Genomic DNA, 23223 nt, shown 5'->3' on the forward strand with positions numbered 1-23223 from the left:
AATCTATGTTTACCGGAATTATTGAAAGTAAAGGTACCGTGATTAGCAATACCGAGCATGATGGTGCAAATCGATTGATTATTTCATCGGTCTTCAAACAATTGCAAACAGGTGAAAGCATTGCTGTAAATGGGGTCTGCCTAACTTTATTGCCAATGGAACACAGCAACTTGAGTTTTGATGTTTCCCCAGAAACTTTGCATAGAACGACTTTAGGGGGACTCAGAATAGGTGATGAAGTCAATTTAGAACGAGCCATGCTTGCATCGACACGTTTTGGTGGTCATTACGTAAGCGGGCATGTAGATGCCATTGCTCAAATTCATTCCGTTAAACATCTTAATGAATTTATTGAGGTGGAGTTAAGTGGATTTGATGCAAATGCAATGTTGTATTTAATCCCTAAAGGTAGTATCACTGTTGAAGGGGTAAGCTTAACGATAAATGAGGTGACAAATCAACGCATTAAATTAATGCTTGTTCCACACACATTACTTCATACAACACTGGGCTTCTTAAAAAATGGCCAAGAAGTTAATATAGAATTTGACTACCTGGCACGTATTGTTGCTCATCAATTGCAGGTTGCAGGAACGTTAAACAATCAGATCCCGTTATGAATTAAGGAGTAGTTCATGACCAAACAATTAACATCCCGATGGCATCGTCTTTTTTTTGCCACAATCGTTATCGGAATTGTTGCTGGTTTTGGTGGGATGTTTTTAGCCTTGTTATTGCATTTTCTCCAGCACTTAGCCTATGAACATACTGTATTTCCTATTATTGAAAATGAGCGTTTTCTTGATGTTGTTAGTGGTTCATCTTCCTCAAGAAGGGTGATTACGCTTCTACTGTGTGGTCTCATTGCAGGTTGGGGGTGGTGGGCTGTTTTTCGTTATGGCAGGCCTTTGGTGAGTATTGCTAATGCAATTAAATCACCCAGACCCTATATGCCTATAAAAACCACTATAGCGCACGTATTACTGCAAATAATTACAGTTGCTTTGGGGTCTCCTATGGGACGCGAAGTGGCTCCACGGGAATTAGGGGCAACATTTGCGTGTTGGTTGACCAATAAAATGAAGTTGCGCCCTAAAGAGAGTCAAGTACTGGTGGCCTGTGCCGCGGGAGCAGGGCTAGCTGCCGTCTATAATGTTCCTTTTGGTGGGGCGCTGTTTACTTTAGAAGTCCTACTTGGTACTTTTCGATGGTTTGCAGTGATTCCCGCAATAACTACTTCTGCGATTGCAGTGGTTATATCCTGGATTGGTCTTGGTAATCAGTCGCTGTATCATATACCTGTTTTGATACTTGATTCTTCAATAGTTATTTGGGCTATTCTCGCTGGTCCCATTTTTGGTTTTTCTGCTTATTGGTTTAAAGAGATTACAAATAGAGCTCAAAGTCGAGCACCAAGAAATTGGAAAATCATCATCTCGTGCCTATTCAATTTCTTTATTATCGGCTTATTAGCTATTTATTTTCCGGAGATATTAGGGAATGGTCGCTCTGCAGCCCAGTTAGGATTTGATGGGAATATGTTAGGACTAGGTATTGCAGCAGTTGTATTAATACTTAGGCTTTTAATTGTTTGTACCAGTATACAAGCGGGTGCCGCAGGTGGAATATTAACTCCCTCCCTTGCAAATGGTGCGTTAATGGCCGTCATTCTAGGCATTCTTTGGAGCCATTTGTGGCCAGGTATCTCAATATCTGCTTTTGCCGTTGTTGGTGGCGCAGCATTTCTTGCTGCGGCTCAAAAGATGCCAATCACTGCAATTGTCCTGGTCATTGAGTTTACAGGGATCAATTTTAGCTTTTTCATTCCGATGCTTTTAGCGGTTGCTGGGGCCATTAGTATGTTTAATTATTGTACTACGAGGCGTTTATCCAAAACCTCCAAGGATAATATTCCATTATCTCATATCCGAAACTAATATTGGATAACATGTCTCTGGAAGTAGGTCCTTTAATAAAGGAAGCAGAAAGCACTAGATTAAAGATACGATTAACCCCCATAAGCTTTTTCAATCCAAGAAACAAAATCTTCTGCTAAAATCGAGCGATCAAAATTGCTTTCTCCCAAGAGGCGAGCTCGTTCGCCCTTTTCTTTTAGTTGGACTCGATTCGTTGCCGCAGTCTCTAAAGCATCAGCAAAAGCAACTGGGTTTTCAGGGGGTACAACAAAACCGCAATCTTTTTCATAAATCAACTCAGCAAGCCAGCCAGGATAATTATTTAATACAGGCAGACCTGCTGCAATATAATCAAAAAATTTGTTAGGTGAGGTGCCATAATAAAAAGCAGGTACATTCGCAAGAATTTGCAAGCCCAAATCAGCACGTTTCATCAGGCCGGCTAGTTTTATCTTGTCCACTGGCGCATGGAAAATTATATTATCAAGCGCTTCTCTAATGGCTCGTTTTTGTAATTCGGCTTTTAATTTCCCATCGCCAATTAAGAGCAATTTAATATCATTTCGCCCTCGTTGTTTAAGCTCCATGGCAGCATCCAACACCGCATCAAGCCCATTAGCTATGCCATGAGTTCCAGAATACACCGCAAGAAAGTCTTCTGAATTTACCCCAGGTGGTTGCCATTCTAAGACTGGCTCTGAAAAAATATGGAGGTCACAGCCATTCGGTATCAATTTAACCGTGTCATTGGAAACTCGATGTTTTGTAATGCCTTGTACAATACCTGGTGATAAACCAATTAATCGATGTGCTGAGCGGTAAGAGGCCCACTCCAGTACAGACATAGCTCCCAAAACAAAACGATTACGAATAACTCCCATTGCTCTAGGCAATTCTGGCCATAAGTCACGCACTTCAAATACAAATGGCTTACGACGAAACCAGCGTGCAAAAATACCAGGGATACCTACTGTTAAAGGCGTAGTTGTGGCAAAAAGCAAATCATATTTTTCAGTGAAAACCAAACTCGTACTTCTGAATGCAAATTTAAAGAATATTCCCGTACGAGTAAGAAAACGATCCTTGTTTGAGTAGGCTAAATCAAACTCAATAATTTTAATTCCATCAACGGTTCCTTTGCGGCAACCTCGAACAAAAGGTTGTGAAAGTCCTGTTTGGGCGGCACCATAACTACCACATACCATAGTTACCTGATGTCCACGCTTAATAAGTTGCCTCGCCATTTCATAGGAACGAATGCCAGTTGTTCCTTTGGGTGTAGAAAAATGCTGATGAAAATATAAGATCCTCATATTACCCACTATACTCCATTACTATAATAAATCTCTCTGCTTGTTATTATCCAATTCCAATACGGGTAACTTGTTTTTTGAAGAGAACAGCGCGATTTTTTAATATCTACTCACTTAAAACAGATAATATGCAGACTGGCATTATATTTCAATATGTTACTTCACTTTTATGCTTTAAATTTTTATTTTGCCCGGAATATTAAATATCTAAGATAATTTGTTTTGCACATATTATTTCCTTCATATGCCATATGAATTATCCATTGATTTCCCATGCTAAAGATTGGCGATATGATACTGAAGCTAAGTGCTTTAGCTATTCTATGAAATGGAGCAGATTAAGAAGCGATTTTGTCGCTTTTCTATTTGCTCATTTGGTATAGCTTTTAAAAAGCATTGTTAAGCTCTATACCTTATTAAAGTTGTAAGCGAATGATATGATTGAATCTGAATTTTATAACGGAAAAAAATATTAATATATGAAATTATAATAAATTCATAGATAATAAAAAAATCGATTTATTAGCCAGCGAATAGGCAGATAAGGTTATAAGGGTATCTTGGGAAATTTCGTACCTTCCTGCAAAGAATCCTAAAACATTCATAGACCTAGTGAGTTCCAAGAGGAATCCGTGCAAAACTCATACAAACCTCAATTATCTAACAGCTATCGTCCTGATATAGATGGTCTAAGAGCATTGGCTATTATATCTATAGTTGTTTTTCATTTTAATAAGACTTGGTTGCCAGGAGGATTTGTTGGAGTAGATATTTTTTTTGTAATCTCAGGATTTTTAATTACTAAAATAATACAGAATCAAATGATAGACGGAAGATTTTCGTTTGCGTCTTTTTATGCACGTAGAGCCCGACGAATTTTTCCTGCAACATTATTTCTTGTTTTATTTACTTTGTTTGTAGGTATAATTTTCTTATTACCTTCTGATATAAAGAAGTTGTGTCAAGCCGCAATAGCTGCTTCTTTATCAAGTACGAATATTTATTATTGGAAATTTCTTGATACCAGTTATTTTGCCCCTTCATCAGAACTTTTGCCTTTACTCCATCTATGGTCTTTGGGGGTAGAGGAGCAGTTTTATTTAATATGGCCTTTGACTTTAGTACTATTGCATAGAACAGGGGGAAAATTACTTGGAATTGGAACTTTAATTTTAGCCAGTATTTCATTTGTAATTAGTGCGATTGCTCTTAAGAATGATTCTGTTTTTGCTTTTTACATGCTTCCCTCAAGAATGGGGGAATTTTTAGCTGGAGGAAGTCTGTGTACCGCCTCTATTTTACTAGAAAATAAAAAAATTCCTTCTTGGGTATATCAAATCACTGCAATTTCCGGTCTTTTACTAATAGTCTGGTCTCTTTGTTTCTTAAATGAAAAAACAGGATTCCCAGGTCTTATTTCAATAGTACCAACTTTAGGTTCTATGCTATTAATTATATCTGGAAATGGAAGTAATCTGCTTACCAAATTGTTATCTCTCAAGCCAATAGTTGCAATAGGGTTACTCTCCTTTTCCTTATATCTATGGCATTGGCCGATCTTGGCATTTTATCGATACGCCTACGTAGAGTTAGATTTGCTTGGATACTTTATATGTTTGGGTTTAATAACTATATTTAGTATATTTTCATACTATTTTATTGAAACAAAATTTCGATATAATCAAAGAGGATTTATTTTACCTGCAGCAGGATTTAGTGCTGCATTACTTATTCTTATTATTGTCCCCGGATGTTATTTCAATTCAACTGGTGGTTTTATAAGTCAAAGTGCAGCTAATAAGTTTATATTGAAAGCAAGGGCAATAAATGCTCTCAAGGCTCCTGCATATACATACCCTTATAATTGTCAGGATAAACCAGAAAAACTAAAAGATGTAAATTGTATTTTAGGACCTACAAACGTAGAACCTCGCATATTATTATGGGGTGATTCACATGCTGCTCATTATGTTGGCTACTTAAAAATTCTTGCTGAACATTATAGAGTAGGGATTAGAAACTTTACTCGTTCTTCCTGCATCCCATTTTTTGTAAATACGAGAAGATACGTTAATCCCGCTTTACAAGCATCTTGTGAAAATTATCATAAAGTAATCCAGGGTATAATCTCGCAATATGACACTATTATTGTCGGCGCATCTTGGCTTAACTATAACAAAGGTGATTCTATCTATAAGAAAGATATGGAAGTGTTTATTGATGAGTTATCTCGTACAGGAAAGAATGTTATTATTGCATTGGATGTTCCAAAATTTCCAAAGTATGACCAGAGTTGTGAATTAAAATCAACAAAAATACCTCGGTTAGACTGTGAAAAAATGGGCCAAATTATTTTAAAAGAAGACTATGAAATTAATAAATATATCGTTCAATTAGCCTCAAAATATAAGAATGTCTCAACATTTTCATTACGCCAATTGATCTGTAAAAAAAATACTTGTTCGGTTTATTTTGGTGGTAATCCGATTTATTTCGATACAGGCCATTTGAGTATGGCTGGGTCTACATCATTAGGCGAAACATCCCTCAAGAAACACATTATCCCAGATAATATTCGTTCTCTTTTTTTGGTGTAACATAAATATATAGCTGGGTTAAATATTATATCTTCGACGTAGTATGTCCACATAAGTTTTGCCATAATATTGAAGATGGTGTGATGGTATTTCGTGATGATGACCATTTATCTAAGGAAATGGTCATAAAATTAATCCCCTCAATTAGAGAGCAGCTACATCTTGCTTTTGTTGCGCAATAATATCAGCCAAAACGGGTGGAATACGTTTCTTTGCAATAGCATACTTCCCTAGAGCATGGGATCCATAAAGGCTTAAATGTTCTTTATCAAAATAAAGTGCTTTGCCATGCATATAAGCTGAGCATCGATGATCCTTACAAATCAAATCATTAATAGAAAGAACATAAACATTTGAGTAGCGCTGAGATATCTCTTGCACCATTCGATTCCACCTAGTTTCACCATTCCATTCATATTCGCTTTGAGAATTACAATCAAGTGAAGGTACTTTGAGTTTTTTAAATTTACAAACCTTATCATACTTAGGAAAATGAGGAACATCCAAAGTCAAAATAACTTTTTTGCGTGCTTCTGATAATTTTCTAACGAAGTTATCCAGATCCTCATCTAGCGTTTTATGTCTATTACCATACATTTCCCAATTTGCAGCAACTATTAAAATATCATAGCCGTCAATCAATTGCGCAATACGCCTATTAAATGTCCTGCACGAGTCTACTACATCATATCGAAGATATTTATCGACTTCAGTAAAAAAAGGTAAGCATTGTGAATGGGAAAAATTAGTAATACTTATTTCCCAATGTTCTGCAAGTTCTTTCATAAAACCAACATAATGAGCAGAGTGAGAGTCACCCCACATGAGAATTTTAGATTGTTTGGATGCATCACCTAAAATACATCGTTGTTCTGAGAATAATTCCTTTTTATATTTATCCACCTGGCATGTATACGATGCTGTAGACGAAGGGGCTTGCTGTGCCAAAACCTTACGCATGGCAATTAAATAGTCCCTACCTGCATCTTGATTAAGAAATCCGCCCTGATGAATAAACCAAAGTGCTGGCATTAAATTGACCAAAAACAAACATGCAATCTGAACTAATTTTGTCAAAGTCCGGCCGGTACTATACCGGAATCTCTTTTCTACAAAAAAATATGAGCAGATTGAAATAGTTAATATAAGAACCATACAGCTCACCATATCTAAACTGTTTAATTCCACATAGACATAGCGATAGAAGGAAAGAATGGGCCAATGCCATAAATAGAGTGAGAATGAAATTAAACCAATAGATACTAGTAACTTATACGATAATAAATGCGAAATAATATTGCTAGATATCCCATTAGCAATAAGTAAAGTTGCTGCCGCTAAAGTTGGAATACTAACAAGCCATCCTGGGAAAGCCATATTTTCGTTTAACAAAAACATGGCTGCTATAATCAGGAAAAAACTTAATATCGCGATACCATTTACAAATCTAACTTTTTCTCGAGTATTAAAATATTCTGCTAGCAAAAAAGCTAAGCCGCCGATAATTAACTCAAAAGCTCTTGTCGGCAACATATAGTAAGCAAATAGGGGGTGGGAGGCGGTTATCTCAATACTTAAACACAGTGATAACAGTGCTAAAAAGACCAATATCCATTTTATGGATTTGGGCTTTAGCCCTTTGTAAGCCACCATTAAAAGGACTGGCCATATTAAATAAAATTGCTCTTCAACTCCTAATGACCATAAATGCAGTAATGGAAATAATAATGAAGAATCTGCAAAATAATTTGCATCTAAAAAGTACCAATAATAAATATTTGTAACAGAAAAAACTGCTGTTATCGCTGTTTTAGACAAGCGAGATAAATCCTGTGGCAACATAATGAAGTAGGCAACCAACATTACCATTGCAATCATGCAGAGTGTTGCAGGTAATATGCGTTGTACCCTACGCCAAAAGAACTGTCTCATTGAAAATGAGTTATGATTCAATTTTTGAATAATAATTCTTGTAATCAAAAAACCAGAGATTACAAAAAATATATCAACGCCAACAAAACCACCAGGAAGCAAGCTCACATTCAAATGGAATACAATTACGGCGAGAACAGCAATTGCTCTTAACCCATCAATATCAGCCCTATAATCAAAACTATATTTTCTCACTTAAGAAGCCAAATATTTTTTATTCAATTGTAGCCAAATTTCTAGGGCTAAAGGATTAAAAATGTCACGGTACCAAACTGTGGAACTTTTTGATTTATTAGCGCAATAAATTCGATATTTTTCTAATAACTCGTTCCGTTCAACTAATTGATATTTAAATATAAGTGCACTTTCATTAAAATAACTTAATACCGTTTCAACCAATTCATTTCTTAGCCATTCCTCTTGTGGATTCACAAAACCTTGTTTGTCTTTTCTCCAAACAATTTTCTTAGGCAGATAGGCTTTTATTGATTCTCTAAATATCAATTTAGTCCAACCCTTGCCTAGTTTCTTGTGAGGCGGCAAATTAATGAATAACTCCATCAAACGATAATCAAGGAATGGCAAGCGAATCTCTCTTGACCAGGCCATAGACATTCTGTCTTCATAGTGTGTTAAAAAAGGAACCGAAAACTGACTAAGATCTTCAATTTGTCGATCAGTAATTGTTTGATGTTGTTTCAAACCAAGTGCTTTGGACCGATAATTTTTACGTATCATAGCACCAGAAATATCAATATCTCGCCGTTTAATCCAGCGTTTTGGAAGATAACGCTTTGCTTCTTTCCAATTAAATTGAGTTACAACACTACGATTAATTAAAAAACTCCATCCTAATGAAAATGCACGCCAGATTTTTTTTTGCCGTATTAGTGATTGAATATAAAAACCAAGATATTTCTTATAACCACACAGCAATTCATCAGCCCCTTGCCCACTTAATATGACAGTAATTCCCAGCTCATGCGCTTTCTGCATCATTAAATAATGTGCAACATTAGAAAAACTTCCAAGTGGCGCATCATTATGCCAAGTAGCTTTTTTTAACAAATCAATAGCATCTGTCGGCGACCATGATAGTTCTAATTTATGTACTTTAGCGCCTAAGAAATGAGCCATTTTATCAATAAAAACGGACTCATCTAACTTACTCCCAGGCGATACAACTGATAAAATATTTAAATTTGCCGCACTTCCCAAGTGTTGCTGCATCATCGCTGCGATACTCGATGAATCAAGCCCTCCAGAAAGTGTCACACCAATTGGGACATCACTTTTCATACGAATGTTCACAGCATCTTGGAACAAAGAGGCAACATGCTCATGCAAATTATCTCCCTCAAAAGGCTCGGCATCTAAAACATTCCAATAGGGTACGAGATTAAGTTGCAGCTGTTGATTTTTCAAATCAATTTCTATGTAGTGGCCTGCCGGAACAGCTTTAATTGCCTCAAAAAAAGTATTATTAGATGTGTCCTGTATCGACTGAATTAAATACTCACCAACAGCTTGATAATCCAAATGAAATTGCTCACCGGACATTTCTAAAATCGCTTTAACCTCTGAGGCAAAGTAAAGCTGATTATCTTTCAAATAATAATACAAAGGTTTTACACCAGCGCGATCACGGCATAAATACAATTTATTTGTTTTTTGATTGAGCCATGCAAAAGCCCACATACCATTAAAAGCACGTACAGCCGTATCAATGCCTTGCTCATCCAGCGCACAAAGCACCACCTCAGTATCAGTTTCACTATGAAAATGTGTTGTCTGTAACGAGGACTTAAGAGTTAAATAATTATAAACCTCACCATTATATATAATGCATGAAGACGCAGAAGACATAGGTTGTGCACCTGCATCAGACAAATCTAATATTGACAACCGTTGATGAGCAAATCCTAGCTGCCAATGCTCACATTTAAAATGTGCTATATCTTGAATATCCGGACCACGATGCTTTTGAGCTATCTCAGCTCGTTTTAAGCAAGATACAATATCTTTATCCGCAAAATTTGTAACAACTCCAGCTATGCCACACATAAAAATACCTTTTAAAAAAATATCCTTTGGATATAAGCTTCTGACATGATCAAATCTTAAAAAATAGTTTAAGCAATTAATGGTATCAACTTAAACTGTAAGAAATGATTAGTTCATGTTCGTATATTGAATTTGATTCTTCTTTATATTTTTATCTAAAAAACGTCGTGAAGATGCATAATAATTTGTTATGGCGTAGCGTACACCATCGATAATAGGTTGTCCTCGATGCAAGCCACTTGTATCACATAAAATTACAGTTCCTTTTGGAGCTAAAAAAACTTTTGGTGATACATCCATTATCTGCAAATATTCATCAATATTTTCTTGGTCATAACGTGGATTATTAGCATGTTTTCGCGTTTTGGAGCGTAATTCAAAGAGTATTTTATTGCGTAGTTTATGAGAGCCCGTGATGTATTCAAAAGGACCATTTAATTCGGAAACATCTGACAAATAACAAATTGCCTTAAATTGTGATAAAAATGAATCCCTATGCCATCCTCCCCCAGATCCAAATGCTTTAGCATCAGAATATATTTTGGCCGCCATTGTTGTAGTTAAGAGCTGTGGGGTTTTAATATATTGCTCACCAATGATTTTTAAAAATGCTGAATCAGAAAACAAATGACGATGATCCGCACTCATTTTTTGTATCGAAAAAATTCTACGATCGTTGTCTATTATTTGAGCCGTACTTTCCAATGAATTAAAAATTGTGATCAGTCGGTCACAGATATCCGCAGGAAGAAAGGAATCTAAAACGGCATACCCATTTTCTCTAATTTCGCCAACAAGCGCCTTCTCTGAAAAAGGATTTTTGCCAATTTTAGCTATTGAATGCGCAAAAATTAACGCAAAAGAATGAAAAAATGCGGTTCTTTTGATATCTATACTCATGGAATATTCCTTCGATTTTGGTAGAAATATAATGACACAATGACAAATACAACCATTGCAATCATTGGTGATGACAAGGGGTTTATCAACGCTGCCGGGTTCAAATATAGTCCTCTTAATAAGTAACCATAAACAACGACACCAACTACCGTTACTGTTATTGGACGATTTATTCCAACAACTACATCCATTATTGCAGCAACAATACTATAATAAAAAACAGTTATCAGCGGCACTAAATACAAAGGAAATAAATATGCAGTAGCGCCCAGCACTCCAGGTGATGCCCCTCCACGTCCGGAGTCATTGATTAAAATATTTGAAAAATTAAATCGCGATATGGAGCCAAATGAGTCCTTAAATATACCACAATTTCCATCATTAAAAATGACACAAAAGCGGAAGTTAATCTCGTTGCTAATAATTTCCCAGGCTTTTTGTAGTATTTCAGGATTATCACTATGACTATTAATTGCAAAACCAGTTGAAAAATAAATGGTAGACAATCGATCGATTAACCATATGATTTTACTGATATAATAGTCTAATAATAGGGCTGGATCCGATGGGAGCCCTCTTTCCTTAAATGCGATACCAAGAACAAATAACAGGAAAGCAAGTATTAAAGCGAAAAACTTATATTTCAGTCCATTTAAAAGGGGTGTATTAATAAATTTTGCAAACATTGCTGGAAAGTATATATACCATAGAATAATCCCAACTAATATTACTTGTGCCATCCCATCAATTGTTAACAATAATGCTATTGTAATCAACATCCAATATGATTTTCCAAACGTACACTGAGCAGAAAAAATGCCGGTCTTCCTTGCGACAATCATGTAAAATACTTGTGCACATAGTACGGCGTTACCCAAAAAAATGATTTCAACCAAAAATGTTCTAGAGAGATTACTTGATGCTGAGATACCATCATAACGATTAAAATGAAGCCCGGAACTAAAATAAACAATTGCTGCAATAAAATATCCGATAGCAAACAGTAAAAAAAAATGTCTACTTATTCGTGGAAATAGCCTAAACCAAATTCGAACCCATGAGGCTATAATTTTAGTTAAGGGTTCAGCAAAAATTATCAAAAGCAATAAGGTACTAATCAAAACTGTTACAAACTCAAGTGTTACTTGAGGATAAACAAACTCATTGCGTAAATCACCTTGGATCAATCCATAAATAAACAAAGGAGCAATAAGGGAAAAAAAGAGATCTCCCAGTGCAATTTTGATTCCTATTTTAGTAATTTTCACTGTTACTCCCTGCATTGACAATATACGCAGTGCCTTTAAAACTATAAATTATCAGCAGTAAACAAGACAAGCTAAACAGATTAACAAGTACCACAAAATACAACCAGTTATCGCTCCAAATACCGCTATATTTTAGTAAAAACATAATACATTGGAAAACAACAATAACGTTCATCCATAGTAAAAATATGTTACGAGTATTTTCATTGATAAAACTAGAAATTAATGCGATCGCATATCCTCCCAGCAATCCTAGCAATAACAGGAAAAATAGCCCCATTTCATTATTATTCCCACCTCTAACAAAGCAACTTAATAAAGCAAGCAATAATAATGCCCCATGTATTATCCATAAATAAAATTCAACTCGCCCAGATTTAACCACTCTTTGTTCAAAAAGCAACATAACACGTGATAATATCATCGTAAAAATTCCAGAGATCAAAATAGCATCAGAATATATAATAATAATCTCTTTCTGGGTCTGAGCAATATTGAGTATCAATTGGGAAAAAATATATCCGGAGAACACAATTAAAAAAGAAGAAACCTGCATACCCCAATATTTTTTAGATATTTTGACAAACAACTTCATTCCTTTGGAATAATTAAGCTTGCTCGATGGTCGTTTGATAAAGAACATGCCAATAACTAAAGCACAAACTTCAATCATCACATTGCTTGCTGTTTCTGAATGATAATCAGCATATATGCACCATCCTCCAGCAATAAAATTTATAAAAAACAATACCACCGAATAAAAACACGCCTCAACTATATTCTTTTGTACCAAGCGCAATCCAATTAACAGAGTTAAAATTGCATTTAAGGCGCTAATTATTGGGAAATAATAATTTTTCATTACAAGCAGTGAAACAATAGACAGGGGCGGAAAAATAAAAACCCATATTCCTATAATATAATTTTCTACTACATTTACTATTCGCTGGCGGCCACATAAAAATTCTTTTCTTAAACCAGCTCTCATACCTGCTTGAATCAAAAACGCTAAGAATGCAGTAGTTGTTTGCAAATAAATTAAATTTATTAATCCATGATTATTAAAAAATACGCGCGAGCAATATATTGCCAAAGAAAAACCTACTGCACCAAGAAATACCATGAAAAAGCAAATTATATTTACAATTTTTTTCACATCGTTACTCAACCGTTTGAAACATTATATTTTCACGTTTAGAAAATGCATCAATAATCAAATTATAATGTTGAAAGAGCTCGGTTTTTAATGCTGTGGTTCTTAAGGCAATACATTGTGTCTTTGGAAAAATGCATGATAATGAATATAACGCTGTTGATATTACAGAGTATAATTTCTCTGGATACCACTGGTTTTTAAGTAAATAATATTCTATAGCTACATCCGCACGTAAAATATGAACACGTGGGATTGACGCAATGCGTTGAATAACCTCGCTACTTTCTGCCCTATGTGGGATATAATGTACAGTCACATCAGGTGAGTTATGTACTGCAAACTCAACGAGACGGACATAAGCATCTAATTCAATAGCAGACATGTCTACTAATATTTGACCTATAAAAAAAATGCAATTATCCGGATGGATTGAACACATAAATTTATTCGCCAACGAATTAAAACTATTTAAATAAACCTGTTTATAATTTTCTTTCTCTAGTTGAAAAATACTGAAGGCAAGATATTTTTTTATTTCCTTATTTTTTATGATCCTATCCGCTAAAAGCGTAGCCACTCCATCATCGAGTAATACAACTTCCTTTTTTACTACTATATTTGAAAAAAACTTTAAGACACCTGAAAAATAACTCCCCAAAACGACATGATTGTAAGATCGACGTGTTAAAAGAAGAAAATTTATCGTAGAAAATAAAATACTCTTCCAATTTTGGGGTTTAACAAAGAATGTTTTTTTTACATGAACACCAAGGGCTTCAAGCATAACGCGCATTTGCTCATCATTGGTTCCTACTCCACTGTTTCGCACAAAAAAATCATAATATCCTGGATATTGATTCAGATATTCATATGCACACAATAATTGAAATGGGGTTTCTACTAAAATTAGTCCTTTTTTTCTAATTGCCATTGCCTTAATTACTCCGAATCATGCTTTTTAGAGGCGAAAAAAATTATATTCTAAAGTTGTCGACTATTCATCTTCACTGTCTAGGTTCCGTTACTTGTTCGTGACAATTGATCTGATTAATATCCAAACATTTCAACTTTATCCTCCATTTCTGGATTCCGCGAACAGGTCGCGGAATGTGGACCACGATGAATTGTCACAACCCCTTAAAGAGATGGTGATCGATATCACCATTAATTAGCTATTTCTTAGTTAAATAGCTCGGAGGTTAATGCGGTACCTATAGCAATATTTTTTGTAGCTCGTTTTCCTAAAATTTCTTCATAAAACTTAGGTTTTAACCCATAACCAGGTCGAATGGAGCGGATATTTTCTGATGTAAAAACATCTCCGGCCTTCATGGGCTTCACAACGTACAACGAACGGCGAAATTTAATATTATCTTGTTCACTTTGTTTTCTTGCATAAGTAACCTGTCCCAACGCAGACCATGCCACCTGACTATCTCTGCAAAGAGCAGCGAGTTCATCGGGTTCCAATGAAAAACTATCATCAGGCCCCCCCGCGGTTCTATCTAACGTAAAATGCTTTTCGATAATACATGCGCCTAAAGCGACGCTGGTAATTGCTGTTACATTATCTAATGTATGATCGGATAAGCCAGTAACTAAACCGAATCGTTCCCTCAGGTTTGGTAATGTTCGCAAATTATAATCTGCAGCAGGGGCTGGATAACCACTTACACAATGTAAAATAGCGAGTTGTTTACATCCGCCTTCTTTAGCAGCATTAATAGCTTCTTCAATCTCAAGTGCGTCTGCTAGTCCAGTAGATATAATCATAGGCTTACCTGTACTTGCCACATATTTGATGAGCGGCAAATCAATTGCCTCAAACGATGCAATCTTATAAGCAGGGGCATTTAATGATTCTAAAAGGTCTACAGCTGTATTATCAAATGGCGAACTAAATATAGTGATCCCTATATCATGAGCGTAATCAAATAGCTCTTTATGCCAATCCCACGGCATATGCGCTTTTTCATATAACTGGTATAATGTAGTTCCCTGCCACAATCCTTCACGAATAAGAAATTCATCTGATTGGCAATTTATAGTAATGGTGTCTGGCTTATAAGTTTGTAGCTTAACTGCATGAGCTCCTGCATGTTTTGCTGCTTTAATCAAAGTTCGCGCATTCTCTATACGACCATTATGGTTAGCAGAAATTTCTGCAATGATGTATGGTGGTTGTTCTGCAGAAATGCGTCTACCATCTATTATTATTTCAGGATTATTATTCATTCCGTTTAAACCGTCCTTCTTAATTATTCCATTCGTTCTTTAATAAGCCCAAACAAATGACTGCTTGATAATTTGTTCCGTCAAAATATTGATCTCGTAAAATACCTTCCTGTCGAAATCCTAATTTTTCATGGAACTGCAGTGATCTTACATTAGAAGCAATAACATATCCCATCACTTTGTGTGTACCAAATGTGGAAAATGCATAATCTAATGCATGCTTACCTAAAGCACGGCCCGTACCTTTAGGAGCATCAGGCGCTATATAAAATCCCCATTCGACAGGCAGTGTTGAGCAAGACCGAGCAAAATTTACAAAACCTACGGGGATATTATTCTCTTCAAAAATTAATAATTTTTTCTTATCATTTATTGATTCTTTTTCAAACCAAACTATATGTTCGTCTAAACTAATTTCATGATTAGTATACATATACTGCCGAATATCGGGGTGATTGCGCCAATTTAATACCATCCGCAAATCATCACGAATCATGGGACGAATACCATATCTTTTCTGTTCCAGATTAACTAGCATTTATTCTCCCTACCTGCTAAAAAACACTGAAAACCTTTGAACTATCCATCAACTTGATCAAGTTATATTGATGGTTATCATTAGGAAATATTAGGATTACATTCCATTGCTCGTACAACCCGAGCCACACCATAGCCATCAACAAGACTTTGGGCACGATAACTGATTGTATTTAATAAAGCAATATCTTTCATGATGTCCATAAAAGTTTGCACAAAAAACTTTGAAAAAGCTGATGCAGAAGGAGTACCTACATCGATCGCTGCACCCATTGCACTTAATTCAGAAGCAATAGACTTTTGATTATCAGCCAAGGTTACCATAATGGTAGGAAGCCCCAAACAACACCGTTCCCAAGAAGTACTTCCCGCGGCACCAATAGCCAAATCAGCTTCAGCCATTAATTGCTCCATAGTACTAATCCCTTGAAGAACTTCTGTTGCCCAAGGTAATGTTTTAGCTTTAGTATGAACTGAGGCTGCAAAAGGGGCATTAGCTCCTAATACTACGCCTAATTGACAACTGCCTGGTAGTTCAGTTAAGAGCAGCAAGTCTAAAATTTTTTCTGTTACATTAAATTGATCAACTCCGCCCATAGAGATCAAAATTTTGTTAAGAGCTGCCACAGAACGTCGGCCTAAACTATACTCTCGAATTGCGGCAAACTCAGGTCGAATTATTGCAAAATTAGTGCCTGTTAATAAGGAGCAAGATGCTGGAACCCAAGGGCTATAATCTCTGTTTGGTCTATTTAATGTTTGATCTAATAATAAATCGCACATATGACTTCGGTTTGCCAAATCATCGATTACCATTAGATGTTTACAAAATGGCTTCAATACTTCTTCCCAAGATACATCAAGAGCGTAATGATCTACTACCAACCAATCAATTTTGGATGATTTAATTGCAGCGGCAGTTTGTCCTGCATCAAGATTCCAGGTACATCCCAACCATGCATCATAATCGCTTGGATTGCTTTCTTGCTTCGTTAATGAATTATTTTTATCTTTCTGTCGCGGTAAAATATGTACTTTGTAATCTTGCTGTATAATACTTGATATGAGATTACCTGGCAGATCAGCGCAGATAAATACACAATAGTGACCATGGATACGTAATGCATTAGCTAAGGTTAAACACCGCATAACATGACCATTGCCAATCATCAAAGAAGCATCAACTCTAAATGCAACATTCATAAATTTTAATTATTTTGTGGCGCTGAGCAGAAATATATCATATTCAATTTTGACGTAACAGGTCATTGAACGAAGTATACCTTCGAGAGTTTACTTAGGTGTATAATAAAATTTTTCTTCAACATAAAATATCATGAACATAGCAATTATCCCTGCTCGTGGCGGCAGTAAACGCATCCCAAGAAAAAATATAAAAAATTTTCATGGCAAACCTATTATTGCGTACTCTATTGAGGCGGCATTAAGGACCAATTTGTTTGACAAAATAATTGTTTCTACTGATGACAAAGAAATAGCGGCAATAGCCAATCAATATGGAGCAGAAACCCCTTTTATAAGGCCGCTAGAAATCGCTGATGATTATGCGACAACGTTAGATGTTATAGAACATGCCCTAAACTGGCTAGACTCCAATAACTATTATATCAAGAATCTATGCTGTATATACCCAACGGCACCTTTTTTGCAAAAAGAATATCTCGAGGAGTCTTATAATCTTTTAACTAAAGGTGTTCATTATGTATTTGCTGCGACAGAGTATGCTTATCCAGTCACTAGAGCATTCAAATTAACTGAGAACCGTACCATTCAAATGCTTTGGCCTGAGAATTATGAGCAACGCTCTCAAGATTTAGATAAAATATACCACGATGCCGGTATGTTTTATTGGGGAACTTATGAGGCGTTCAAAAAAAAGCTCCCTATTTTTTCTCAACACTCAACCCCCTTATTGCTTCCACATTACCGAGTTCATGATATAGACACATCAGATGATTGGGTCATGGCAGAAATTCATTATAAAATGTTACAAGAAATGTGATGTTTACTCGTTTAATATTCTTTGCAAAGCATCAATTACTGTATCGTGCTGTTCGAGAGTCATCGATGAGTACATAGGTAAACTAATAGCTTCTGAATAATAATCTTCTGCCTCTGGAAAATGCTCTTTTTTAAAGCCCATTTTTTGGTAATATGGCTGACGATAAACTGGAATGTAGTGTAAGTTCACCCCAATGTTATTCTGCCTTAAAGCATCAAAAACCTGTCTATGCGTTAATTTGATACGATCTAGCTGCAAACGGATCACATAAAGATGCCATGACGAATAACTGTTAGCATCCTGAAAAGGGCAAATTAAAGGTAACCCATCTAAAGACTGATTATAACGAGCAGCCAATACATGGCGTTGGGTTATAAACTGCTCTAATCGCTGCATTTGACTAAATCCTAGAGCCGCCTGAATGTCTGTCATTCTGTAATTAAAGCCCAAATTCAACTGCTGATAATACCATGGACCATCAGACTGTTGCGTCATTTTACCCTCATCGCGGGTAATCCCATGACTTCGCAACAAATTAATATATTCTGCATATACAGGATTATTCGTCAGCACCATACCACCTTCTCCGGTGGTAATAATTTTAACAGGATGAAAACTGAAAATAGTAATATCACTATAACGACAGTTTCCTATCGTCTCATTTTTATAACGTCCTCCTATAGCATGAGAAGCATCTTCTATGATCTTAAAACCATAGCGCTGACTCAACCGATAAATAGTTTCCATCTCACAAGGTTGACCAGAAAAATGTACGGGAACCACAATTTTGGGTAAACATCCGTCTAATTCAGCCTGAATTAATTTATTTTCTAAGGCATGAATGCTGATGTTATAAGTGTTGGGATCTATATCTATAAAATCTACTTGCGCCCCACAATAAAGGGCACAATTTGCGGAAGCAACAAAAGTAATCGGGCTAGTCCATAACCAATCACCGGGCCCCAAATCTAAAGCAAGACAAGCAAGATGCAAGGCAGACGTTGCACTATTAAGTGCTATCGCATACTCAGCGCCGCAGTAATTACTAATTTCTTTTTCAAATATAGAAACGGCTGGTCCTTGAGTTAAATAATCCGATTTTAATACTTCAACAACCGCATCAATATCATCTTGTGTTATATTTTGGCGCCCGTATGGAATCATTAGTAAATACCCGATAAATGATTAAATTGTTTTATTTCATGAATATCTAGGAACTTCTCATTTGTTCCTGAATTATATTCAAAACCTTGTTGTACTGGAGTTCCTTTTTCACCTAACTGATTTACTACAAAATCATTTTCACGTCCAAAAAAAGTGATAGTAGGTCTTAAAACATAATGATCTCTAAACTCTAAAGTAAGATGAGAGTCATCCGCAGGGCACATTATTTCATGTAATTTTTCACCTGGCCTAATGCCCATTATTTCAATAGGAAGTTCGGGAGCCATTGCTGTTGCTAAATCAACAATACGGATAGAGGGGATTTTAGGAACAAAAATTTCTCCACCGTGCATGCGGGCAAAATTATTTATCACAAAATCAACGCCCTGTTGTAGGGTAATCCAAAATCGAGTCATTCGTTCATCAGTAATAGGTAAATAACTTGCCTTCTCATCAATTAACTTTTTGAAATAAGGAACTACCGAACCACGGGAACCTACTACATTACCATATCTTACTACCGCAAATCGGGTTCTATGCCCTCCTGAGATATTATTTGCGGCGACAAATAGCTTATCTGAAGCAAGTTTGGTAGCACCATATAAGTTGATGGGGTTTGCTGCTTTATCTGTTGAAAGTGCAATAACCTTCTCTACATTACTTTGTAATGCAGCCTGAATTACATGTTCTGCACCATGGACATTGGTTTTAATACACTCCATAGGATTATATTCAGCTGCAGGAACTTGTTTTAATGCAGCGGCATGAATGACAAAATCTACATCTCTCATCGCTTGAGTTAGTCGCTGCTGATCGCGAATATCGCCAATAAAATAACGCATACACGCATGATTATAAATTTGCTGCATTTCAAACTGCTTCAATTCGTCACGCGAAAAAATAATTAATTTTTTGGGCTGGTAACGCTCCAAAAGAGTTTGTACGTATTGTTTTCCGAAGGAACCTGTTCCTCCAGTAATTAATATTGACTTACCATTAAACATTACATCTCCATTATAATTTATTGAAACCATATCCCGCGCAGATCAAGAACAATACGATCACGAACCCGTTCTGGTGGCAATTCTCTAAACTGCCGATGATCGACTAATAACAAAATAATATCAGCCTCTGTATAGGCATGCTCCATAGTACTTAGCATGACATTACCACTCAATACTTCAGGCAACAAGCTTATATTGGGCTCGACAACCATTGTATATCCCTTATGCATTGCACTAATTTGACTTACTATCTGTAACGCAGGACTTTCTCTTAAATCATCAATATCTGCTTTAAAGGATAGTCCCCAACATGCGATGGTGACGTCCTTGATTGTTTTTTCTGGATTGTTTTGTAAGAAATCAGCCACTGCGGTCTTAACTTTTTCAATTACCCATTCAGGTTTACCATCATTCACTTCTCTCGCAGTCCGAATTAATTTAGCATGTTCTGGACAGGAATTGACTATAAACCAAGGATCAACTGCAATACAATGACCACCAACACCAGGACCTGGCTGTAAAATGCGAACACGTGGATGACGGTTTGCTAAACGGATAAGTTCCCAGACATTAATCTGTAATTGATCACATATAATTGATAATTCATTTGCAAATGCAATATTTACATCTCTAAAACTATTTTCAGCCAGTTTACACATTTCTGCAGTACGAGAATTAGTAAGAATGCATTCACCCTCAACAAAGGTTTTATAGAATAATGCGGCCTTTTCTGAGCATTTTGGAGAAATACCTCCAATCACCCGGTCATTTTGTACCAATTCATGTAATACGTGCCCTGGCAGTACTCGCTCAGGACAATAGGCAATTTGAATGTCAGCATGTTCTCCATGAAGATGAGGGAACATTAAATCAGGTCGTTCTTGAGAGAGCCAAGATGCCATTTGCTCTGTGGTGCCTACTGGTGAGGTCGACTCTAATATAACCAGATCTCCCTTTTTTAAAAAAGGGGCCAATGACATACTAGCTGCTTTAACATAACTTAAATCGGGCTTATAGTTTTCTTTAAAAGGAGTTGGAACCGCAATTAAAAATACATCTGCAGGTTCAGGCCTGTTAGTTGCCCTCAAATATCCTTCAGTTACTACTGCTCGAACTATAATATCTAATTCAGGTTCTACAATATGAACATTTCCGGAGTTTATAACATCAACTGCATTTTGGTTAATATCAACACCAACAACGTGTATTTTCCGAGCTGCTAAAATAGCTGCTGTAGGTAATCCAATATATCCAAGACCAATCACTGCTATTTTATGAAAAGGCATAGTGCTTGGCATATTTATTGAAGTCATTTCCATTTTCCCTAATCTATAAATATTTCTTTGTCGCTCAATTTATTTTCAAGAGCATTTTTATTTGACAGTTGATAAATAATTTGGCCAATGCGTACCGCAGCGAAGCCATCACCATAAGGATTTTTTACTTGGCTCATACGTTGATATGCTTCTGTATTTATTAAAAGCTCTTTGACATGCGCAACTATTTCTTGGGTATTAGTGCCAACAAGCTTTACTACCCCAGAATTAACAGCTTCTGGTCGTTCTGTAGTTTCACGCATCACTAAAACAGGTTTGCCTAGAGAAGGAGCTTCTTCTTGAATCCCTCCTGAGTCAGTAAGGATTATGTAAGCCGATTTCATAAAATATACAAAAGGTAAGTAATCGATGGGCGCTATCAAATGAATATTACTAATGGCCCCCAACAATTCATTGACCGGTTTCTGTACATTAGGATTAAGATGAACAGGATAGACAATATCAACATCGGGAAAAAGCTGGGCAATTTCTTTTAATGCACAACAAATATTTTGAAAGCCTTGTCCAAAATTTTCTCGTCTATGCCCAGTTACGAGAATCATTCTTTTTTCAGGCGCAAAAAAAGGATATTTTTCATGCAGTTTACGAACAACGTCAGGTTGTATTTCAATTTTATCAAGAATGGAATATAACGCATCTACAACAGTATTCCCGGTGAGATAAATACTATCTGAATTAACTCCTTCATTTAAAAGATTTAATCGTGCTAGCTCTGTTGGTACAAAATGCATTGAGGCCAATCCTCCTGCTAATTTGCGATTAGCTTCTTCCGGCCAAGGTGAGTTCATATTTCCAGATCTAAGGCCCGCCTCAACATGAGCTACAGGGATACGGTGATAATAGGCCGATAAAGAAGCGGCCAAAGTTGTTGTCGTATCACCATGAACCAGAATAAGATCAGGTTTGTATGTTTTAAATATATCTGACAACCCAAGTAATATTTTTGCAGTTAAACTGCTAAGATCTTGATTAACTTCCATAACCTGCAAGTTAAAATCAGGGGTTATTTCAAATAAATCCAGTACGGAGTCAAGCATTTGTTGATGCTGTCCTGTTACACAAACTTTGCTACAAACTGTTTCTATGCACTGAAGTTCGCGAATCAAGGGCGCCATTTTTATCGCCTCTGGGCGCGTACCAAAAATTGATAAGGTATTAAATGACATAAAGAACTCTTTAAGTTTTATAATTTTATTCCCTGGCCCAATGTTTTAGCATCCCAATAAAGATGCCTCCCAAGGGCCCCAAAATTAGCCTAGTAATTAAAACCATAGCTTTTTAGACAAATCAGATGGCTTAATCACTCCATCCGGATAAAACAGCTGAAATTTATCCAGATTTTCTATGTCGTTTTTATAAAAATCATACTTGCTTTGTAGAAGAGGTATAAACGTACGAGCTAAATTATATTTTGTTGATTCTGCGAATAAATCGTGGGGAAATATATTGTAAGTTGTATCTATACCAAATGGTTTTGGTAAATGACTAAACCTTACCTCACGTTCATAATTAAAAGTATCAATATTCGGTGTATCTGCAGGTAAAATCCATGCTTGAACTTCGTATGCAGGCTTGGTGAATGCGATATATGCGCTCGCCGTCAGAACGCTTATAATGATTAACCACTTTTGCTGCCACAAGGAGTGTAATAGCCCAAGAGAATCTATTTCCTCATAAGAGGAGGCGTGATTTATTTGTTGTTTCAACGTTAACTCCTTTTATTAACAACAGTAGTCCTCGTAGGGTAAATAGTTCGTTTAAACCATTCCTACATGTA

General features: G+C 36.2%; 19 protein-coding genes. 4 read left to right on the top strand and 15 right to left on the bottom strand.

Features of this window, described 5'->3' with window-relative positions:
* Positions 1–5: 5 nt before the first annotated feature.
* Entirely contained in the window at positions 6–620 is a 615-nt protein-coding gene (locus ELY20_RS07285) for a riboflavin synthase (RefSeq protein WP_110141968.1), read from the top strand.
* A 15-nt stretch (positions 621–635) separates the two neighbouring features.
* Positions 636–1937, top strand: coding sequence for a chloride channel protein (locus tag ELY20_RS07290; RefSeq protein WP_110141969.1), 1302 nt, complete (start codon positions 636–638; stop codon positions 1935–1937).
* A gap of 71 nt (positions 1938–2008) precedes the next feature.
* Here the strand turns inward: ELY20_RS07290 and ELY20_RS07295 are convergent, their stop codons facing one another.
* Positions 2009–3229 (bottom strand): glycosyltransferase family 4 protein, encoded by a 1221-nt coding sequence (locus tag ELY20_RS07295; RefSeq protein WP_110141970.1) that lies wholly within the window; start codon positions 3227–3229, stop codon positions 2009–2011.
* 632 nt (positions 3230–3861) lie between these two features.
* Here ELY20_RS07295 and ELY20_RS07300 point away from each other — a divergent pair.
* The gene (locus tag ELY20_RS07300) at positions 3862–5826 is read left to right on the top strand and encodes an acyltransferase family protein (RefSeq protein WP_158618869.1); all 1965 of its coding nucleotides are present in this window, start codon (positions 3862–3864) and stop codon (positions 5824–5826) included.
* Between the two features lie 144 nt (positions 5827–5970).
* Here ELY20_RS07300 and ELY20_RS07305 read toward each other — a convergent pair whose 3' ends face one another.
* From ELY20_RS07305 to pseG, 9 genes are all read right to left on the bottom strand, one after another.
* A complete protein-coding gene (locus tag ELY20_RS07305; RefSeq protein ID WP_110141972.1) occupies positions 5971–7953 on the bottom strand; it encodes an acyltransferase family protein in 1983 nt (660 codons plus the stop codon).
* Positions 7954–9822 carry an asparagine synthase (glutamine-hydrolyzing) gene (gene asnB / locus ELY20_RS07310; protein ID WP_110141973.1) on the bottom strand — a complete coding sequence of 623 codons (1869 nt, stop codon included), beginning with the start codon at positions 9820–9822 and terminating at the stop codon, positions 7954–7956.
* Positions 9823–9930: 108 nt separating this feature from the next.
* On the bottom strand, positions 9931–10722 hold the full coding sequence (locus ELY20_RS07315) for a phytanoyl-CoA dioxygenase family protein (RefSeq protein ID WP_110141974.1): 792 nt from the start codon (positions 10720–10722) through the stop codon (positions 9931–9933).
* A complete protein-coding gene (locus ELY20_RS07320; protein WP_110141975.1) occupies positions 10719–11990 on the bottom strand; it encodes a hypothetical protein in 1272 nt (423 codons plus the stop codon). Before ELY20_RS07320 ends, ELY20_RS07315 begins: the two co-directional genes overlap by 4 nt.
* On the bottom strand, positions 11977–13146 hold the full coding sequence (locus ELY20_RS07325; RefSeq protein WP_110141976.1) for a hypothetical protein: 1170 nt from the start codon (positions 13144–13146) through the stop codon (positions 11977–11979). The genes ELY20_RS07320 and ELY20_RS07325 overlap by 14 nt, the downstream gene beginning before the upstream one ends.
* 4 nt (positions 13147–13150) lie before the next feature.
* The gene (locus ELY20_RS07330; RefSeq protein ID WP_110141977.1) at positions 13151–14077 is read right to left on the bottom strand and encodes a hypothetical protein; all 927 of its coding nucleotides are present in this window, start codon (positions 14075–14077) and stop codon (positions 13151–13153) included.
* Positions 14078–14325: 248 nt separating this feature from the next.
* On the bottom strand, positions 14326–15381 hold the full coding sequence (gene pseI / locus ELY20_RS07335) for a pseudaminic acid synthase (RefSeq protein ID WP_110141978.1): 1056 nt from the start codon (positions 15379–15381) through the stop codon (positions 14326–14328).
* A gap of 19 nt (positions 15382–15400) precedes the next feature.
* Positions 15401–15919: a UDP-4-amino-4,6-dideoxy-N-acetyl-beta-L-altrosamine N-acetyltransferase gene (pseH, locus tag ELY20_RS07340; protein WP_199739220.1), complete on the bottom strand. Its 519-nt coding sequence runs from the start codon at positions 15917–15919 to the stop codon at positions 15401–15403.
* Between the two features lie 80 nt (positions 15920–15999).
* Positions 16000–17121 (bottom strand): UDP-2,4-diacetamido-2,4,6-trideoxy-beta-L-altropyranose hydrolase, encoded by a 1122-nt coding sequence (gene pseG, locus ELY20_RS07345; RefSeq protein WP_110141979.1) that lies wholly within the window; start codon positions 17119–17121, stop codon positions 16000–16002.
* Between the two features lie 133 nt (positions 17122–17254).
* Here pseG and pseF point away from each other — a divergent pair, with 133 nt between their 5' ends.
* Positions 17255–17941 (top strand): pseudaminic acid cytidylyltransferase, encoded by a 687-nt coding sequence (gene pseF, locus ELY20_RS07350; RefSeq protein WP_110141980.1) that lies wholly within the window; start codon positions 17255–17257, stop codon positions 17939–17941.
* 3 nt (positions 17942–17944) lie between these two features.
* Here pseF and pseC read toward each other — a convergent pair whose 3' ends face one another.
* The 5 genes from pseC to ELY20_RS07375 form a co-directional block, all read right to left on the bottom strand.
* A complete protein-coding gene (pseC, locus tag ELY20_RS07355; protein ID WP_110141981.1) occupies positions 17945–19105 on the bottom strand; it encodes a UDP-4-amino-4,6-dideoxy-N-acetyl-beta-L-altrosamine transaminase in 1161 nt (386 codons plus the stop codon).
* Positions 19105–20109, bottom strand: coding sequence for a UDP-N-acetylglucosamine 4,6-dehydratase (inverting) (gene pseB, locus ELY20_RS07360; protein WP_110141982.1), 1005 nt, complete (start codon positions 20107–20109; stop codon positions 19105–19107). The genes pseC and pseB overlap by 1 nt, the downstream gene beginning before the upstream one ends.
* Positions 20110–20126: 17 nt before the next feature.
* Entirely contained in the window at positions 20127–21422 is a 1296-nt protein-coding gene (wecC, locus tag ELY20_RS07365; RefSeq protein ID WP_325049823.1) for a UDP-N-acetyl-D-mannosamine dehydrogenase, read from the bottom strand.
* Positions 21423–21433: 11 nt separating this feature from the next.
* Complete coding sequence (gene wecB, locus ELY20_RS07370; RefSeq protein ID WP_110141983.1) at positions 21434–22612, bottom strand: non-hydrolyzing UDP-N-acetylglucosamine 2-epimerase; 1179 nt, start codon at positions 22610–22612, stop codon at positions 21434–21436.
* 96 nt (positions 22613–22708) lie between these two features.
* A complete protein-coding gene (locus tag ELY20_RS07375; protein WP_110141984.1) occupies positions 22709–23152 on the bottom strand; it encodes a Wzz/FepE/Etk N-terminal domain-containing protein in 444 nt (147 codons plus the stop codon).
* Positions 23153–23223 lie beyond the last annotated feature (71 nt).

It is taken from the genome of Legionella qingyii (genome assembly GCF_003990155.1).
GTDB lineage: Bacteria > Pseudomonadota > Gammaproteobacteria > Legionellales > Legionellaceae > Legionella > Legionella qingyii.

Coding starts and splice junctions, on each gene's coding strand:
- ELY20_RS07285 (WP_110141968.1), top strand. CDS start 6: ATGTTTACCGGAATTATTGAAAGTAAAGGTACCGTGATTAGCAATACC.
- ELY20_RS07290 (WP_110141969.1), top strand. CDS start 636: ATGACCAAACAATTAACATCCCGATGGCATCGTCTTTTTTTTGCCACA.
- ELY20_RS07295 (WP_110141970.1), bottom strand. CDS start 3,229: ATGAGGATCTTATATTTTCATCAGCATTTTTCTACACCCAAAGGAACA.
- asnB (WP_110141973.1), bottom strand. CDS start 9,822: ATGTGTGGCATAGCTGGAGTTGTTACAAATTTTGCGGATAAAGATATT.
- ELY20_RS07315 (WP_110141974.1), bottom strand. CDS start 10,722: ATGAGTATAGATATCAAAAGAACCGCATTTTTTCATTCTTTTGCGTTA.
- ELY20_RS07330 (WP_110141977.1), bottom strand. CDS start 14,077: ATGGCAATTAGAAAAAAAGGACTAATTTTAGTAGAAACCCCATTTCAA.
- pseI (WP_110141978.1), bottom strand. CDS start 15,381: ATGAATAATAATCCTGAAATAATAATAGATGGTAGACGCATTTCTGCA.
- pseH (WP_199739220.1), bottom strand. CDS start 15,919: ATGCTAGTTAATCTGGAACAGAAAAGATATGGTATTCGTCCCATGATT.
- pseG (WP_110141979.1), bottom strand. CDS start 17,121: ATGAATGTTGCATTTAGAGTTGATGCTTCTTTGATGATTGGCAATGGT.
- pseF (WP_110141980.1), top strand. CDS start 17,255: ATGAACATAGCAATTATCCCTGCTCGTGGCGGCAGTAAACGCATCCCA.
- pseC (WP_110141981.1), bottom strand. CDS start 19,105: ATGATTCCATACGGGCGCCAAAATATAACACAAGATGATATTGATGCG.
- pseB (WP_110141982.1), bottom strand. CDS start 20,109: ATGTTTAATGGTAAGTCAATATTAATTACTGGAGGAACAGGTTCCTTC.
- wecC (WP_325049823.1), bottom strand. CDS start 21,422: ATGACTTCAATAAATATGCCAAGCACTATGCCTTTTCATAAAATAGCA.
- wecB (WP_110141983.1), bottom strand. CDS start 22,612: ATGTCATTTAATACCTTATCAATTTTTGGTACGCGCCCAGAGGCGATA.